This is a genomic window from Bacteroides sp. (assembly GCF_028690125.1).
Taxonomy (GTDB): domain Bacteria; phylum Bacteroidota; class Bacteroidia; order Bacteroidales; family Bacteroidaceae; genus Bacteroides.
Window position 1 is genome coordinate 1 of the sequence record NZ_JAQVBV010000071.1, and the last position, 13,340, is coordinate 13,340.

At 39.3% G+C, this 13,340-nt stretch carries 23 protein-coding genes; 21 read left to right on the top strand and 2 right to left on the bottom strand.

All coding sequences use genetic code 11. From position 1 onward, the window contains the following. Nucleotides 1–284 precede the first annotated feature (284 nt). From PHO71_RS23930 to PHO71_RS23960, 7 genes are all read left to right on the top strand, one after another. The gene (locus tag PHO71_RS23930; protein ID WP_300208493.1) at nt 285–713 is read left to right on the top strand and encodes a hypothetical protein; all 429 of its coding nucleotides are present in this window, start codon (nt 285–287) and stop codon (nt 711–713) included. Nucleotides 714–730: 17 nt separating this feature from the next. Continuing rightward, nucleotides 731–895, top strand: a complete 165-nt coding sequence (locus tag PHO71_RS23935) for a hypothetical protein (protein ID WP_300208495.1) — start codon at nt 731–733, stop codon at nt 893–895. Continuing rightward, nucleotides 892–1,248, top strand: coding sequence for a hypothetical protein (locus PHO71_RS23940; protein WP_300208496.1), 357 nt, complete (start codon nt 892–894; stop codon nt 1,246–1,248). The genes PHO71_RS23935 and PHO71_RS23940 overlap by 4 nt, the downstream gene beginning before the upstream one ends. After that, nucleotides 1,232–1,558, top strand: a complete 327-nt coding sequence (locus PHO71_RS23945; RefSeq protein WP_300208497.1) for a helix-turn-helix domain-containing protein — start codon at nt 1,232–1,234, stop codon at nt 1,556–1,558. Before PHO71_RS23940 ends, PHO71_RS23945 begins: the two co-directional genes overlap by 17 nt. 1 nt (nt 1,559) lies before the next feature. Beyond that, nucleotides 1,560–1,820 (top strand): hypothetical protein, encoded by a 261-nt coding sequence (locus tag PHO71_RS23950; RefSeq protein WP_300208535.1) that lies wholly within the window; start codon nt 1,560–1,562, stop codon nt 1,818–1,820. A 705-nt stretch (nt 1,821–2,525) separates the two neighbouring features. Beyond that, nucleotides 2,526–2,876, top strand: coding sequence for a hypothetical protein (locus PHO71_RS23955; protein WP_300208498.1), 351 nt, complete (start codon nt 2,526–2,528; stop codon nt 2,874–2,876). 90 nt (nt 2,877–2,966) lie between these two features. Further along, nucleotides 2,967–3,281 carry a hypothetical protein gene (locus PHO71_RS23960; RefSeq protein ID WP_300208500.1) on the top strand — a complete coding sequence of 105 codons (315 nt, stop codon included), beginning with the start codon at nt 2,967–2,969 and terminating at the stop codon, nt 3,279–3,281. A 167-nt stretch (nt 3,282–3,448) separates the two neighbouring features. Here the strand turns inward: PHO71_RS23960 and PHO71_RS23965 are convergent, their stop codons facing one another. Further along, nucleotides 3,449–3,850, bottom strand: a complete 402-nt coding sequence (locus PHO71_RS23965) for a hypothetical protein (protein ID WP_300208502.1) — start codon at nt 3,848–3,850, stop codon at nt 3,449–3,451. Between the two features lie 319 nt (nt 3,851–4,169). Between PHO71_RS23965 and PHO71_RS23970 the strand changes: the two genes are divergently transcribed. The 10 genes from PHO71_RS23970 (at nt 4,170) to PHO71_RS24015 (ending at nt 11,593) form a co-directional block, all read left to right on the top strand. Beyond that, the gene (locus tag PHO71_RS23970; RefSeq protein ID WP_300208504.1) at nt 4,170–4,379 is read left to right on the top strand and encodes a hypothetical protein; all 210 of its coding nucleotides are present in this window, start codon (nt 4,170–4,172) and stop codon (nt 4,377–4,379) included. Nucleotides 4,380–4,496: 117 nt separating this feature from the next. After that, nucleotides 4,497–4,745, top strand: a complete 249-nt coding sequence (locus PHO71_RS23975; RefSeq protein WP_300208506.1) for a BRCT domain-containing protein — start codon at nt 4,497–4,499, stop codon at nt 4,743–4,745. Nucleotides 4,746–4,899: 154 nt separating this feature from the next. After that, on the top strand, nt 4,900–5,112 hold the full coding sequence (locus PHO71_RS23980) for a hypothetical protein (protein WP_300208509.1): 213 nt from the start codon (nt 4,900–4,902) through the stop codon (nt 5,110–5,112). A 5-nt stretch (nt 5,113–5,117) separates the two neighbouring features. After that, complete coding sequence (locus PHO71_RS23985; protein ID WP_300208511.1) at nt 5,118–5,969, top strand: hypothetical protein; 852 nt, start codon at nt 5,118–5,120, stop codon at nt 5,967–5,969. A gap of 456 nt (nt 5,970–6,425) precedes the next feature. Further along, on the top strand, nt 6,426–6,650 hold the full coding sequence (locus PHO71_RS23990; protein WP_300208513.1) for a hypothetical protein: 225 nt from the start codon (nt 6,426–6,428) through the stop codon (nt 6,648–6,650). Nucleotides 6,651–6,711: 61 nt separating this feature from the next. Then, a complete protein-coding gene (locus tag PHO71_RS23995) occupies nt 6,712–8,886 on the top strand; it encodes an LPD5 domain-containing protein (protein WP_300208515.1) in 2,175 nt (724 codons plus the stop codon). A gap of 63 nt (nt 8,887–8,949) precedes the next feature. Continuing rightward, complete coding sequence (locus PHO71_RS24000; RefSeq protein WP_300208517.1) at nt 8,950–10,368, top strand: DUF4942 domain-containing protein; 1,419 nt, start codon at nt 8,950–8,952, stop codon at nt 10,366–10,368. A 105-nt stretch (nt 10,369–10,473) separates the two neighbouring features. Continuing rightward, nucleotides 10,474–10,767, top strand: a complete 294-nt coding sequence (locus PHO71_RS24005) for a hypothetical protein (protein ID WP_300208519.1) — start codon at nt 10,474–10,476, stop codon at nt 10,765–10,767. 101 nt (nt 10,768–10,868) lie between these two features. After that, on the top strand, nt 10,869–11,234 hold the full coding sequence (locus PHO71_RS24010; protein ID WP_300208521.1) for a hypothetical protein: 366 nt from the start codon (nt 10,869–10,871) through the stop codon (nt 11,232–11,234). After that, nucleotides 11,231–11,593, top strand: a complete 363-nt coding sequence (locus PHO71_RS24015; RefSeq protein ID WP_300208523.1) for a hypothetical protein — start codon at nt 11,231–11,233, stop codon at nt 11,591–11,593. The genes PHO71_RS24010 and PHO71_RS24015 overlap by 4 nt, the downstream gene beginning before the upstream one ends. Nucleotides 11,594–11,764: 171 nt before the next feature. Here PHO71_RS24015 and PHO71_RS24020 read toward each other — a convergent pair whose 3' ends face one another. Continuing rightward, nucleotides 11,765–12,118: a hypothetical protein gene (locus PHO71_RS24020; RefSeq protein WP_300208525.1), complete on the bottom strand. Its 354-nt coding sequence runs from the start codon at nt 12,116–12,118 to the stop codon at nt 11,765–11,767. A 255-nt stretch (nt 12,119–12,373) separates the two neighbouring features. Between PHO71_RS24020 and PHO71_RS24025 the strand changes: the two genes are divergently transcribed. The 4 genes from PHO71_RS24025 to PHO71_RS24040 are packed head-to-tail and all read left to right on the top strand — an operon-like array spanning nt 12,374 to nt 13,187. Continuing rightward, entirely contained in the window at nt 12,374–12,592 is a 219-nt protein-coding gene (locus tag PHO71_RS24025) for a hypothetical protein (RefSeq protein WP_300208527.1), read from the top strand. A 12-nt stretch (nt 12,593–12,604) separates the two neighbouring features. Then, on the top strand, nt 12,605–12,778 hold the full coding sequence (locus PHO71_RS24030; RefSeq protein WP_300208529.1) for a hypothetical protein: 174 nt from the start codon (nt 12,605–12,607) through the stop codon (nt 12,776–12,778). An 18-nt stretch (nt 12,779–12,796) separates the two neighbouring features. Next, nucleotides 12,797–13,003, top strand: coding sequence for a hypothetical protein (locus tag PHO71_RS24035; protein ID WP_300208531.1), 207 nt, complete (start codon nt 12,797–12,799; stop codon nt 13,001–13,003). 16 nt (nt 13,004–13,019) lie between these two features. Further along, the gene (locus PHO71_RS24040; RefSeq protein ID WP_300208533.1) at nt 13,020–13,187 is read left to right on the top strand and encodes a hypothetical protein; all 168 of its coding nucleotides are present in this window, start codon (nt 13,020–13,022) and stop codon (nt 13,185–13,187) included. Nucleotides 13,188–13,340: the final 153 nt, after the last annotated feature.

Consider the following 13,340-nt stretch of genomic DNA (forward strand, 5'->3'; position numbering starts at 1 on the left):
GTCAATAAAGATGGAGCTAGGTGGTTGGGCTTTGGGGATTATCATAGTATTTGGCTTGGTTATTATTGGGTGGATGGTTTATCGGATCAGAAAGAAGTAGAAGCTTACTTGTCAGCGGACAGGTAACTGCCCTGGCTGAAAGGTCAGGGCTTTTTGTTTGTATATGTTAAATCATCATTTTCAACTAAACATTTTCCTGTTTTTATTTGTATCCAATCACAATAAATCCTATATTTGTGACATCAAATTAAAACAGTGAGACACACTTAAAACTGTAAAATGTTATGAAAAGCAACAATGGATATACAAAATCAGAGGTTAAAGGCAAAGAAGTTTCTTTATCAGACAGAGCGCTTAAGGCTATTGAAGATGGTTTGACTGATATTGGTTTAAACCCGGCTATTGGGTATTATATAGAAGATAATGGATTTGGTACATTTGATTATGAATATCATCACGTAGGCGCTTCTTTCAAAAAACATTTCTTTGTAAAATTGAACGAAGGCGTTGAAATATCCGATGTCAAGAGAGCATATAAAAAATATCTAAGCAACAAAGAAGATATGTCCGTTCAGCATATACTTGCTGAATATCCTTCAGCGATAAGCGAAGAAGAGGTGAAAAGAATCGGTGGCGTCATTTTTCCAGCCAAGAATACTACTTATAAAGAGGTTGGATATGCCAACGGTACTAGTTGGTATATAAAAAAATAATTTGAAATTTACACGTTATGAAGACTTACAAATTAACTTATTTAGATAAAGATGATAATGAGCTGGATACAAAAATGATCACAGCCGACAATATTAAAGAAGCCTGCGACTATAGAGATGAGGTATTTGCTCAGTGTATGATAAATGATTGTGTTAAGATCAAAGTAACTTTAGCGAAATGAAAGTAACAAATAAAAAGAAAATAGGGTCTGCAATGTGGGTGTTACAGTGCCCTCTATGTGGTGATATATTAGCTTCTACAAGCGAAAAAGAGTATTTGCCCGATTATTCTTTATGCGATTGCGATCGCAATGAAAATAAACAGGCTGTGTACGAGTTGTTTGATGTTTGCGACAAAAAGATGATCCGAAGAACTAAACCACCGCGTTTCGTTGGTGAGATAACATTCGGGCAATTGTCTGATATAGAAAATATTGAATGGGTGGATGAGGGTTCTATAAGTGAAATGACATCTGCTTTGAGGAAGGCTGGTGAGTTTCTTTTAAAATCAACTAAGGATGGGATTAAGAGGTAAAGTAATAACTGAACGAGAGGAATTACTCATTTGTGAGCAATATCTTGCTAATTGGAATCTAAAGAAAATAGCTGCTTTTGCCAATTTATCACACGTTACCGTCTTAGCTATTTTAAAAAGAAGGGATATTCCGCTTCGGGAAGGAAAAAGATTATCGAAAGAACAGGAAGATAAAGTAGTAGAGTTGTATAATGATGGAGTGTCGATAGTTGAAATTAAGAATAAGAGTGGGGTTAAGTCAGAACAGACAGTTTATCGAATACTTCGTGATGCAGGAGTAGAAAGGCGAAGAAATACAGAGAAAAAATAATATTATGGAGAGAAACTACGATAACGAATCAGTCCAAGAGCTACTCGCATGGGCGCAAAATATTCTCAAAGATAAATTTTATCCGGAAGGACGTTATAAACTCAATAAGAGTACTACTATCCTCGACTGTGGCAAATATCTCGAATCAATGATCTCTATGATTAACCGAAACTGGGAGAATCACACTTTTTACCCCGCCATTGACCAACTACGGGAGTTTCGATTTAAAATAGAAAGTAATAAAGATAAGGGAATCGGATAAGTTACCTTTTAATTAATTGTATATTGCCTTTTTCAAATTACTTAGCACTTTTAGGTAGCTTCGGATTGATATAAGTGACCGATTTACTATATACAGAAAAACTTTTGCCGCTAAATTCATTAATAGCTTTGTCAAATATCTGATCGTTTCCCTGAGGTCAATAATGTGGTTGTCATCTTGCAATGCTTCTGTAATATTAAGTCCAAAGAATAAGATTGTAGAATCTTCATGATGGAATTTTAATAAGGATAAGGTTTATATAGGAGTCATAGTTTTGATTATAATTCGTTGGACAGCGCCCAAGTTTAGAAATAAGTAGGTATTGTATTATAGAGGTTTACTTGTAGTAGCGCAAGAGTATAGGTCTCAGTTCTTAGGAATTGAGCTTTTATTATATATGTCACTTTTCTATTTCATTTTATTTTCAATCTATACACTTTACATATTGTGGTCTGGTTTGCTAAAACAACGACTAATTATCTGTTATTCAAATGCTATATACCTACTTTCGAATCCATCTCTTGAAGATAACCAGCCGCCACGCTACGACCGGCGATGGCGCACGGGTAGACTGATGTTATGATATATGCAAGTGACTGAAAAATAGTTATTTAAAATTTGTGTGTCTCAATAATATTCTCTATATTTGTATAGTCAAATGACAAGCGAGCGGAACGCTTTTCCGTAAATTTCAATATTTTAATTATGAATAAAATTGTTTTATTTTCAACCATTGCTGCAATCGCTGCAATTAATCCTGAAGGATTTACTTTTAATGTAGAAACACTCAGTGTACAAGAAGAAGGTTACGCTGTTGCCTGTTTAGAAACTCAAAACGCATTCGGTGTTGATGGACTTGCAAAAGTAGTAGACTATGTAGCTGCAAACATTGACCGAGTGAAGTGTGTGGGCGGTTGGCTAGATAATGAAAGTGGCTTATATTACTACGACGCCGTTATTATTGTCAATACTGAAGCCGAGGCGTTGCAAATTGCAAGACTGAATAATCAGATAGCCATTTTTAACTTGAATACTTTTCAGGAAATCAGACTCTAAACAAAAGTTATCGGGGGATTATTCCCCCGATAATCTACCCTATGGAGTTTCTGAGAAATCACAAAGTTTATTTTACTACAAAAAAATGTTATGAAAGCAATTACTTTACAGTCAAGAATCGAAAAGAACCTTTATTCAAAGGCGGGCAATTTGTGTGTACAATATCAGCGAGTTATAATACTATTGAAAAATCCTGACATGATGGTGCATCCTAACCGGTGGAATCGATCGGGAAGGCATTGCAAGTTTGTGTCGCACATGGATGTGTATGTTAATGCGTTGGACGCGATAGGGATAGCCTATGAACGTGGAAATGACGCACCTCGTGGCGGGAAAGAAGGTGATTATCTTAAGTTATCAGCGAAGGGACGCAGGCAGGTTATGGAGTTTGCGAAATTGAAATAAGAACAGGCGCACGTTATATGCCTATTCAATAAGAAGAAAGCAGACGATCTGAAACGTTATTTTTTCTGGATAGGTGCGATTTCTATAGATGGGTTGCGGGGTGAAAAAGGTGTATTTAAGTAGTTAAGTACGAGTAAATTGTACTTAACTACTTATTGATATGTGCTTTATTGTTTCTTAGCTGTTACCTTATATTTTCCTGATCCGGTATCTACTTCAACATCCATTGAAGTATCATTTGCGGATTTTATTTTTATATAAAAAACTTTGGAGGAATTACATTCTAAGACTATTTGTCCTTTTTTTAAGGAGTACTCTCCGTATTGGCTCATGCCTATAGCTACCGGCCTTCCATCACCAGTATGTCCGTGATCTTTGTCATAACGCAAATCGAAATAGCCAGAGTTGTCAAATGAGATTTTAACGCCTGTTACATCTCCCATTCTTTCATAAATAGACCATGTACCTATCAGTTGTTGTTTGTCAATGCTTTCTCCATCTTCAGAACAAGAATGAGTTAAAAGCGTAGTAAGTGATATCGTTACTAATAGTAATAATAACTTTTTCATAAATTGTTTGATTTTATTGGTGAAACGTTGCGAAAGTAGTAATCCTACCGAGTAACATCAAACTTTTTGAGAAAAAAGATAAATAATTGCACGGTTTTTAAAAATAATCGTTCTTTCGTTTGGTAGCTCAATTATTATCCGTATCTTTGTAATGCGAAACCCACATAGCCCTCTTTGTTGTATCTATAAAGAGGATGACCGAAAAGAGATTAGCACTCTATTAAGTTCAACACATATACCGTCAGGTTGTGTGGGTTTCGCAGCCGAACTTTTTAGAGTGCATTTTTTATTGTTTAATTTCATAAATTGCGAAACCTTTATGAAAACTTATGCAGTTATTTACATTTCCAACGGATCTACTTCTCATGTAGACGTTTACTTTTCCAAAGAGAGAGCGAAAAGCGAAGCTATAGCAAATGGCGGATCATTCGTTTCCGGTATCCTGAATATCATAAATGCCTGTACATGGTGGCGTAATACAGATTCAATGTATTACCGTCGTAAATGGGTTCTTGATAACAGAATCTAATCTACATTTAGGGTGTATTTAGTTGTGTTTTAACGGTGCAATTTTGTACTGTTACGGCCAGAGTTACGCCCTTTCGTTTCACCCATCCTAAATATTAAAATCAAAAAGAAAATTATTATGGCAACTAATAACATTGCAGGCAAAAGTTTTTGTATTACCGGCACTTTGAGACATAGCAGAAAACAGTATGTGAACTTTATAAAGGAACACGGCGGGCGTTTCGTTCGGGAGGTATCCGGTAAAGTAGATTATGTACTTCGCGGCGAGTGTTGCGGCGAAAAAGAAGACAAGGCCGATGAACTTGGAATACCTTTCATTTCAGAAAGCGAGTTTTATACTTTGGCGGGTGTTGCGGGCTTGTGTTAATCTGAAATGCTAATAATCATGATTGAAACACTAATGTTGTTTGGTGGCTTATATGTGTGCTACCTTCTTTTCCGCAAGCCGGGAGAACGCTTTTTCTTCTGACAGATACTGCCCTATGGCAGCTCTGAGAAATCACTGATTAAAATAACAATAAATGAAAGCATTGATGAATAACTCCGGGTTTGTAACCACCGTGAGAGTCTATTTGAAAGATCGGTACGGGAACACTGATTCCTTTACCATCCCCGTTAATTTACCGCAAATGGAAGCGCATAAGTATTATTACGGGAAATGGTTCCGCATGGATGGGCTAACCGGTACTAGAATGCAATGTTATAAAGTAGATACAATAAATTTTAAAAAATAAAGAATATGGAAACTTCAAAAACATTAAGAACAGCAGCGATTATTAAATTAAGTAATGGACTGGAATATAGCACATCGGGCTTTTCCTATATAGACGTTTATAGAGTGTATGATGATTCGTTTGTAATCAGATATACTGACATGGAAATTTTTTTTGGAAATGCGTATGGCGATATTCTGAATATGGAAGAAGGAAATGTAGACGTTGATGAAGAAATGTATTTTACCATTGACGACCAAGATGCGCGTTATCGCTTCAATGGACATTGCGCGGAATGCTTCGAGGCACACGCAATAGACGCTTTCGAATATTTGGCGAAGCTCAGGAAATGGTATAACGATTCCTATGGAGTTTCTGAGAAATCACCGAATCTGTATATTAATGAAGATAATGCAGCATGGAAGGTGACAATAGAAGAAATAGCCGCTGATAGCGATGCGTTAGGCGTTGAATGTCAAGAAATTGCCGAAGCTATTCTTCGTACACCCGGTATGAAAAAGGTATTTTATGACTATCGGAACGCTTTTTTAGAGACTAACGCCCGTCTCACCGATTTAGCAGACATGATCGCAGGATTACCCTACAGGTTTAAAAATACGGCATTAAAAATAAAAGAAAGCGGTTTATACCGTCTCTTTTTTGGAAACAGCCGTGAGGAGCGTTTGAACGCTTGTTTTCAATATATGATGGAAGATGTGAGTGCACGAGATCGGTTTGACCATGCTGAGATACAGGACGGTGGATATAAATACGATGGTGCTACGTTCACATGGCTTGGGCATTATTGCTTTGCAAAGGGTCGTATCTCTTTCGATGAAATGCTTAACGGTTTGCGCGATTTCAAGAAGTCTGCTTAAACCTCTCCTATGGAGCTTCTGAGAAATCACTGCTTTTTCTAAAAAATAACAAGCGCGCGGTTTGTTTTTAACTATATTTTGTTTAAATTTGTGTTGCCAATCAACATACAAGCATTATGCCCTCATGCGGGGTTGATGTTGAAAGAACTGAAGGAAATAGATACAGCCCTGAAGTTCCGTGTACACAAGTTCTTTCGATCTTGTGTGTTGATTGGCGTCACCGGAATGTTCAGGGCTTTTTCTTTGTTATATACTTAAAAACAGAATACTGTAATATAAAATATTTGCGCGCATATTGATTTTTTAAAAGAGAAAGTTCTTGTTGCCGTATCCATGGAGCGAACAACACATCCTGATGGCGATTGTGAAACGCAAAACAACAATGATTGTTGAGCCTAGGGCGATTAATAGGCTTAATTCCAACATTGTTTAATACAAATTTTAAAACGTAAAGAAATGAATATCAAATGTGTAGAACGCCAGATTAGCTACACGCTCGAAGATGGCGAAAATGGGATACACGAATATTCCATCTCAACAAACAAGCAAGATGAAGAACAAAAAGCGACTACTCACATCGTTACTGGTGAGTCGGAAATGGTAATACCAACGTCCGAGATCCCTTTCCTGATCGAAGTTTTGCAACTTTTCGCAAGTGACTACGGAAAGATAAACGAATGATTTAATAATTAATAACCGAGCCGGGGCGGTTCCCCGGCATTTATCTAAATTTTATTTCATTATGAAGACTACAAAAAAAATTGGCGATTTCGGCCAAAAGATTGGCGGTGCCCGCAAAGATTTAATCCGTGAAAACATTGAGATCCTATCACAAATTACCGATGATGCGTTGTTAGTGCAACCTTTGAGCAAGGTGTACCGTTTGCCGGACCTTCGCAGCCTGTTCTTATCCGGTGCTATATCGGCCAATCAGGCGCGTATGTGTTGGTTTGTTTGGAATCAATTGACTACTAAACCAAAGGTTCACGGTGTGCAACGTTGGGTAAAAGAAACGCGAATCTTATTGCAGATTATTCAGGATATCCTTTCCGCTGATCGTATTACGTTAGATGGTGTATTCACTTCAAATATAGCTAGTGATCTTGTTGGTTTGTTTTTCTCTGAAATGGAAGCTGCTAATTGGCCGGAAGAAGAATACGCCAGGGGTATTTATAGCGTAGTATTAACGCCTCGTTATATTTCAGAAAAGCCCTATGCCGTGAACGATGGAAAATATTATCGAGCCTATCATTTAACCGTCGAGGAAGCCGTGGCAGACATCCGTAGACGCATGGCAGCTTCCTATGGAACTTCTGTGAAATCACCGGTTTTGGAGGTTCGCTTTTGGACTTCAAGCAAGGAGTATTTTATTTGTCCGAAAGGAAAACCTGAGATTGTATTGCGTCGTGGATTGAAAAATAGCGAAGAAGCACGCCGGGTTAGGAACGAAGATGCCGATGAATTACGGGCGGAGTATGAACGTTTGCGCACGATTCCTGAAGTACGCGACAATGCCGCTAAATTACTTCGGTTTGGGGAAGACTATCGGGCCGGTCAAGATATGACACCGGAAGCATTTGCAGCAAAGTTCCCATTTCGTGGGGTTGAGTTTGGCAATTGGGTAAACCAGGAAGAACGTGCTGAATGTTTGAACCGTTGTGCAGATGCTCTATGTGACCTCGCAAAAATCACAGGTTTGCGGACGGATGCACTGACGCACAATCAGCAGTTATCTTTGGCGTTTGGTTCGCGTGGTATCGCAAAAGCGGCCGCACACTATGAGTCAGGGAAACGGGTTATCAATTTGACAAAGCTAAACGGTGTCGGATGTTTGGCTCATGAGTGGTGGCATAGCTTAGATAATATGATGATGTGTGCGGATGGAAATCCGATGTTGTTTTCCGTGTCCGGATGTATGAAGCTCAAAAATAAAGTTCTGATGCAAGTTGCTTATAATCTCTATAAGGCACTCGAGCAGTCTGCCTTTGCCATCCGTAGCCGACGGATTGATACGTACAAAGGGCGCAAGTATTGGGGCGATATGGTAGAACTTTCCGCCCGTGCTTTTGAGGCGTATGTGTTCTATAAATTAGAGGCGGCCGATATGAGGAATGATTATTTGGTAAGTTTTAAACCGATGAACGAATTCCAACGCTCGGAGCTGTACCCGTATCCTACCAGGGAAGAGGCCGAAAAGTTTGCACTGTTATTTGATGCTTATATTGATGTTGCGTTCGGTGAATCTGGAAAGGTTCAGACTGTTCAGCCGGAGGCGATTGAAATTGTCAAGGAAGAACCTAAAGTAGTTGCGGTCGATAAACCAGCCTATGGTATGGGTGAAAAATCACAGCTTTTCCCGTCGGATTTGGTTGCATTCCGGAAGTATTTCGCAAAGGTGGAAGAGTTCTGCCGGGACCGGTTAATGGAATATTTCTTTATCCGTGAAAGTGATGTGAAGGTTAGACTCGCAATTTCGATGGTCAGCGGTGATACGATGGCATTTGATTATGATACTGTCAGCCGTCATCGGGATGTGTTTACGCTTCCGGCCGATGGAAGTACCCGCCGGAGAATTCAGAACTGGACAGTAGCGCTTAGGCAGATAGAAGCGTTTCCCGTAGCGGCGTCCTATGGGGTTTGTGAGAAATCACCGAATACGCCGGAAGAAGTTCAACTCCCGGAAGAGGATAAAGAGGCCATGAGGGAGTTGAATAGACGGAATGATTATTGTATGAGTTATAAGGAACTGGGTAAATTGGCAAATAAACACGAAAGAGCTAGGCAAAAAGGTGATTGGGTTATTTGTAGGCTTATTGAATACAGGCTTACGGATATAAACTTTCATTCAGAGTGTGGAATGTTATACGCTGGAAGGTATTTGGATTTAAGAGAAGCGATAAAGGAAGATAATGTATAATCTTTAAAGTATGGGATTGATAGAGAATTTAAGATAAAAGATAAACTATAATACAACAATAATATGGAAGGTATATTCGAACGGGATTTTTATCCCACCCCCAAAGAAGTTATAGACATGATGATGGCAGATTCTAAAGTGGAAGGTAAAATAATCCTTGAACCATCTGCCGGAAGCGGAAACATTGTCGAGTGGTTGCAATCTTATGGAGCCAAAGAAGTAATAGCCTGCGAGACGAACAGCAAACTGCGTGGAATACTTGGCACAAAGTGTAATTTGATAGGAGATGATTTTCTTCTTTTGACCCCCGACCTGATAAGCCACGTTGATATGATTGTGATGAATCCCCCTTTCAGTGCCGATGCAAAGCATATTTTACATGCTTATGAAATTGCTCCCGGAGGTTGCGAAATCATAGCATTATGCAATTTCGAGACGGTGGCCAACAGTCATTATTCTACTCGTACAAAGCTAAAAGAACTTATTGAGGATAGGGGATACTATCGCGACTTGGGTGAATGTTTCGCCAGTGCTGAACGAAAAACAAATGTACAGGTGGCTTGCGTCCGTTTGTTTAAACCACGCACAGGCGACGAAGAGTTCGACGGATATTTCTGTGAGGAAGAAGACATGGAGGAATATGGCGGCACTGAAGGTCTGATGCCATACAACGTGATTCGTGATGTAGTGAACCGATATGTAGATGCCGTTACTCGGTTTGATGCAGTTATGTCCGCATCTAATGAAATAAACGAACTAACCCGATTTATTGGAGGCAGCAGCATTCGTTTTGGGGCCTACCAAACGAACAGGAATGATTATTGTACCACTATTACACGAGACTTCTTCAAAAAGAGGCTTCAACGTGAATCATGGATGTTTCTATTCGATAAGATTAATATGCGTAAATACGTCACTAGTGGGGTGATGGAAAAGATTAACCGTTTCATAGAGTTGCAAACCAACATTCCATTCACAATGAAAAACATCTATCTGATGATTGATGTCATTGTGCAGACCAATGGGCAACGGATGAATCAAGTATTGATTGATGCTTTTGATAAGATTTGTTCGTTTAGTGCCGAGAACTCTACTGCCGGGGAGAAGTGGAAAACCAATGCCAACTATATGGTGAACCGGAAGTTTATCATGCCATACGTATGTCGTTATGACACCCGATGGCCGGGAACGAGCGTGGAATTGAATTATGGCTTCAGTGGACGTGGTGGTGGAATTGATGACATAGTAAAAGCTTTGTGCCATCTCACTGGTGTGAATTACGACGATACTACTGACCTTTATTCGTTCGTAAACCGGATGAAGATGAATTGGGGGCAGTGGTATGAGTGGGGATTCTTCCGGATTCGTGGATATAAGAAAGGAACCATGCACTTTGAGTTCGTAGATGAAAAGGTTTGGATGAAATTCAATATAGAGGTAGCCCGTTCGAAAGGTTGGGAGTTGCCAACAAAGAGAAAGTAAACATAGAATCCTTCCTATGGACTGTGCGAATTATCACTGCTTCCGGAAGCCGCACAGCCCTATGGAGATTCTGAAAAATCACAGTTTTTTAATAAAGAAACAATTATGAGAAAGATGTCATTACGTAGAGAAATTGCTATCCAACGTCGGCAGACCAAAAGCCGGATGACTGGACAGACGTTTAACCCTTCCGGTATAACTAGCGAAGAGATAAGAGAACGTGAAAGACTTTTCATTGAAGACATGAATAGCAAACCCATTGAAGAGCGTCGGGCGTATTGGGAAAAAGTTCAGAAAATCGTTCAAGAAAGAGAAGATGCAGGTATTTACTGCTCATGGGAGTGGCAATGGTGTGCTTTTGAAAGGCATAAGTATTCATTGCTCGAATTGGAGTCCTGAATTCTTTTTTGGAAACCATCTAATTGAAGTAGTAAAAAGTAGTATATTTGTCGTTGCATTTGCTTCGTTGTGGAAAGGCAACGACTATAACAAAAAAAATTATGTCAGATACCATAGTACAACAGAAAATCGGATTTCTCCTTTGTGAGAGTCCAGCGCTGGATAGCGGCAAGTTTATCCTGCAAGCCGGTGGAAACCAATACCTCTATCAGATACTCGCTTTCGACAGCCAGAATCAGTATGATGCTTTCCGGGTAATGTCGAAAGAGAAGTTTTTGAAGATAGCCGGATATCGTATTGTCATTCGCTTATCATGCGCTTTGCAGAATATCCAAACCAATCAGGTAAATGCAAAAGAAGTACTTGCAGATGCAAACAGCGTCATGAGTCAAGCGCTCGATTGGTATAAAGAGAATTATGTTACAGGCATTGCAGTCATGAACTCTTATAAAGAAGATCAGCCATGAAGTCATTAGTGCAGCCCTACCTTCGCGCCCGCCATCCGGAGCTGGTGCAAGGAAAAGATTTGGTGATTCAAACCAAGTACCCACAGCTCGTTGGTGTAGCCTGGATGTTCCAAGACACGCCTGCCGGTGAGGAACGCCGTCGTACTTTTCTCGCCAGTATAGAAAAGCCCTGTCTGGTGGGCAAGGCAAAAGGGTTCCGTGTTTATGTGAAGCTATATGCTACACTCGAAACAATACACGAAGAGGTCAACGAAGATTGGGAAGCACTGGTGCACACAACGATGGCCGAGATGGCCGACTTCTATGCCCAGACTCTGCCGGATGGAATGAAACGGCAATACGGCGAGGTTGAAAAATAGGCTTCTGGAAGCCTCCGAAAAACCGCAGTAGGGATACCGGAGTATCGCAGTTGAGATACCACCGTATCGCAGTAGGCATTCTGAAGTATGGCAGTAGCCTTTCTCTGCGCCCTATTGAGTGCCTGAGAAATCACTGATTTGTAGAATAATGAAGGCATCCGTCACGCTCTATCAGAGTGACGGATGTCTTTCGTTTTGCCCTTCTTCATTCTCTTTCCCGAAAGCATCTTCTAGTGCGAAGTTGTTCTTAACACGATTTAGTCTTACGAAAATAGCCGGTTCCCCGGTTATGCTGGTTTGCATCTTGAAACCGTGGTTCCCTAGTAGATTGATATATTCCGCCAACGGATCGCCCATACTTAGTGGGTAAGCATGAAAATACTTCCTTAGTTTTGAGTCTGTAAATACATTGTCAGCAGTAGATTCGTCTTCTGTATTGACGTATGTGTTATGAAAAGCATCCACTTTTTGAGTGATAATGAAATCGCTTATTGATACTGATTTCGATTCGTTTTGTTCTTCCATATTCCTGTTTATTTCACGTGCAAATGTATATAATAAAAGATAAATTCGGTGTGTTTGCTGTTGTTTATGTGTATTTTATGCTATAAAACATCATAAAATACACATGAGTAGTGTATTTCATGATATATCTTTGCACTGTCTAAAGATAAATACTTTAGGTGTAAGGTGAAACAAGAAGAATCTCCGCCTGGCAATAGCGATTGTCGGGCGGGTTTCATAAAGAAGTGAGTAAAGTAAAAGATAAAATGGTAGCTTATGAAAGACAAATTAGAAATTCATTCAAAGGTGTGTGGTACTTTTATTGAGATGGTTTTAGAGAAAAACCTTCCGGTAAACATATCAGTCGGTAGACCTTATCGAGAGCCTAATGGGTCACTGCAAAATCCTGTGGAGTTGGAATACGATAAGGGTAATAAACAATTGGTATATAAGGCTTTGACGGATTCAATTAATCAGACTTTAGAGATGGAGTAAAACAATAAAGATATGAATGAAAAAGAAATTTTAGCCAAAGCAAATGAGATGGCTTTGGCTAAAGCGAAAGAAATAGTAGAGAAGCAATTCTCTGATGTAGGATGTATGGAGGCTAAACTTCGTCTGTTATCCATCAAAAACGATATTATGGATGGGGTGCGAATCTGCCTTGAATTGATTAAATAATCTTCAAATCAAATAAATATGAAAAAAGTAATCACTATAAAAATAGAGGTAGATATGAAACACCCGGCCCGTGAAGAATGGGCTAAATCGAAAGATTTCACTGACACGGAAATTGACGATGTGCTTGATCATATCAGAGACTTTACCCGACCATACAGAAAAGAAAGTGGGCGTTCGCAAAGTAAGGCTACAACGTATAGTGTGAATATTCAGAATGTCAAATAGCGTAATACAATAAAATATGAAACAAAAGAAGCTGCATATATCCTTTGACCTTGATATAAGTCTACTGGATGATGATAAAATACGTAAACCAGCTTTGAAAGCTGAAATTAAAGACTGTATAAGGGACAGGCTATGGCAGTTCTATGGATGGGTAAAAATTACCAATTTGAAAATTAACGAATAACCAAATAGAAAAGAACCTAATGCTGTATAGGTAAGCGTAGTGAATTATGAAACTTGTAGTAAAGAAAGAAAATCAATCATTTACGATTGAAGGACAAAAGACGGCTACCGAATATTCATTTGGTATTGAAGCTAATGGAATAAGAACACAAGA

Coding starts and splice junctions, on each gene's coding strand:
- PHO71_RS24000 (WP_300208517.1), top strand. CDS start 8,950: ATGGAAGGTATATTCGAACGGGATTTTTATCCCACCCCCAAAGAAGTT.
- PHO71_RS23985 (WP_300208511.1), top strand. CDS start 5,118: ATGGAAACTTCAAAAACATTAAGAACAGCAGCGATTATTAAATTAAGT.
- PHO71_RS23990 (WP_300208513.1), top strand. CDS start 6,426: ATGAATATCAAATGTGTAGAACGCCAGATTAGCTACACGCTCGAAGAT.
- PHO71_RS23980 (WP_300208509.1), top strand. CDS start 4,900: ATGAAAGCATTGATGAATAACTCCGGGTTTGTAACCACCGTGAGAGTC.
- PHO71_RS24035 (WP_300208531.1), top strand. CDS start 12,797: ATGAAAAAAGTAATCACTATAAAAATAGAGGTAGATATGAAACACCCG.
- PHO71_RS23995 (WP_300208515.1), top strand. CDS start 6,712: ATGAAGACTACAAAAAAAATTGGCGATTTCGGCCAAAAGATTGGCGGT.
- PHO71_RS24015 (WP_300208523.1), top strand. CDS start 11,231: ATGAAGTCATTAGTGCAGCCCTACCTTCGCGCCCGCCATCCGGAGCTG.
- PHO71_RS23935 (WP_300208495.1), top strand. CDS start 731: ATGAAGACTTACAAATTAACTTATTTAGATAAAGATGATAATGAGCTG.
- PHO71_RS24005 (WP_300208519.1), top strand. CDS start 10,474: ATGAGAAAGATGTCATTACGTAGAGAAATTGCTATCCAACGTCGGCAG.
- PHO71_RS23955 (WP_300208498.1), top strand. CDS start 2,526: ATGAATAAAATTGTTTTATTTTCAACCATTGCTGCAATCGCTGCAATT.
- PHO71_RS24040 (WP_300208533.1), top strand. CDS start 13,020: ATGAAACAAAAGAAGCTGCATATATCCTTTGACCTTGATATAAGTCTA.
- PHO71_RS23975 (WP_300208506.1), top strand. CDS start 4,497: ATGGCAACTAATAACATTGCAGGCAAAAGTTTTTGTATTACCGGCACT.
- PHO71_RS24010 (WP_300208521.1), top strand. CDS start 10,869: ATGTCAGATACCATAGTACAACAGAAAATCGGATTTCTCCTTTGTGAG.
- PHO71_RS23940 (WP_300208496.1), top strand. CDS start 892: ATGAAAGTAACAAATAAAAAGAAAATAGGGTCTGCAATGTGGGTGTTA.
- PHO71_RS23965 (WP_300208502.1), bottom strand. CDS start 3,850: ATGAAAAAGTTATTATTACTATTAGTAACGATATCACTTACTACGCTT.
- PHO71_RS24020 (WP_300208525.1), bottom strand. CDS start 12,118: ATGGAAGAACAAAACGAATCGAAATCAGTATCAATAAGCGATTTCATT.
- PHO71_RS23945 (WP_300208497.1), top strand. CDS start 1,232: ATGGGATTAAGAGGTAAAGTAATAACTGAACGAGAGGAATTACTCATT.
- PHO71_RS24025 (WP_300208527.1), top strand. CDS start 12,374: ATGAAAGACAAATTAGAAATTCATTCAAAGGTGTGTGGTACTTTTATT.
- PHO71_RS24030 (WP_300208529.1), top strand. CDS start 12,605: ATGAATGAAAAAGAAATTTTAGCCAAAGCAAATGAGATGGCTTTGGCT.
- PHO71_RS23960 (WP_300208500.1), top strand. CDS start 2,967: ATGAAAGCAATTACTTTACAGTCAAGAATCGAAAAGAACCTTTATTCA.
- PHO71_RS23930 (WP_300208493.1), top strand. CDS start 285: ATGAAAAGCAACAATGGATATACAAAATCAGAGGTTAAAGGCAAAGAA.
- PHO71_RS23970 (WP_300208504.1), top strand. CDS start 4,170: ATGAAAACTTATGCAGTTATTTACATTTCCAACGGATCTACTTCTCAT.